Below are 964 nucleotides of genomic sequence, written 5' to 3'. Positions count from 1 at the left end.
CGACGCCGGTTCGGCGCCGATGTGGCGGCACTCGCCATCGCGCTTCTTGTCGCGTTCCCCCTGTTCTGGATGGTCCTTTCGGCCCTCAAGCCGAAGACGGCGCTCGACGCCGGCGATGCGGCGCCGTTCACGCTGGAACCGTCCTTCGACTCCTTCATGCGGGTCCTGTCAGTGAACAACTTCGGCAGGTACTTCCTCAACAGCGTGATCGTGGCGCTCGTGGTCGTCATCGTCTCCACTGTGCTGGCGTTTTTGGCCTCCGTGGCACTGACCCGCTACCAATTCAAGATGCGCACCAAGCTGCTGATCGTGGTCCTCGTGTCCCAGATGGTGCCCGTCGAAGCGCTCACCATTCCGTTGTTCTTCCTGCTGCGCAATGCCGGGGAGGCCGTACCGTTGGTGGGCTTGAACCAGCTCGGCTCCCTGGTGCTGGTCCATGTGGGCTTCAGTATTCCGTTCGCGATCTGGATGCTTCGTGGCTTCGTGGCAGCCGTGCCGGTGGAGATCGAAGAGGCAGCCCGCATAGACGGCGCGAGCGGTTTCCGCTTTGTCCGCTCGATCCTCTTCCCGCTCGTGGCGCCCGGAGTGGTGGCATGCTCGGTGTTTTCCTTCATCTCAACGTGGAACGACTTCCTCTTCGCCAAGACATTCATCATTTCCGCCCAGGAGAACCAGACCCTGCCCATGGCGTTGTTGACCTTCTTCAAACCCGACCAGAACGATTGGGGCGGCATCATGGCCGGTTCCGTGATCATGACCATTCCGGTGCTGATCTTCTTCATCGCAGTGCAGCGAAAACTCGTATCCGGCCTGGCCGGGGCGGTGAAGGGATGAGCGCCGCGGATCTGCTGGTTCCTGTTCCGTCCTCGGTGGAGTCCAGCGGCGGTTTCCTGGAACTGGACGCAACCACCACGCTGGCCGCCGATCCGGAGCTCAACAATGCGCGCCGCTGGCTCGCCCGGAC

Annotated in this window: 1 protein-coding gene; it reads left to right on the top strand. The window is 62.3% G+C overall.

Annotated features, from left to right (window positions below):
- Positions 1–834, top strand: an 834-nt coding sequence (locus tag AHiyo1_RS12775) for a carbohydrate ABC transporter permease (RefSeq protein ID WP_059388818.1), incomplete at its 5' end; no start/stop codon positions are given.
- Positions 835–964 lie beyond the last annotated feature (130 nt).

Source organism: Arthrobacter sp. Hiyo1 (genome assembly GCF_001263615.2).
Lineage (GTDB): Bacteria > Actinomycetota > Actinomycetes > Actinomycetales > Micrococcaceae > Arthrobacter.
The sequence above is the reverse complement of the archived record's forward strand: the minus strand, read 5'-3'. Positions and strand labels throughout refer to the sequence as shown.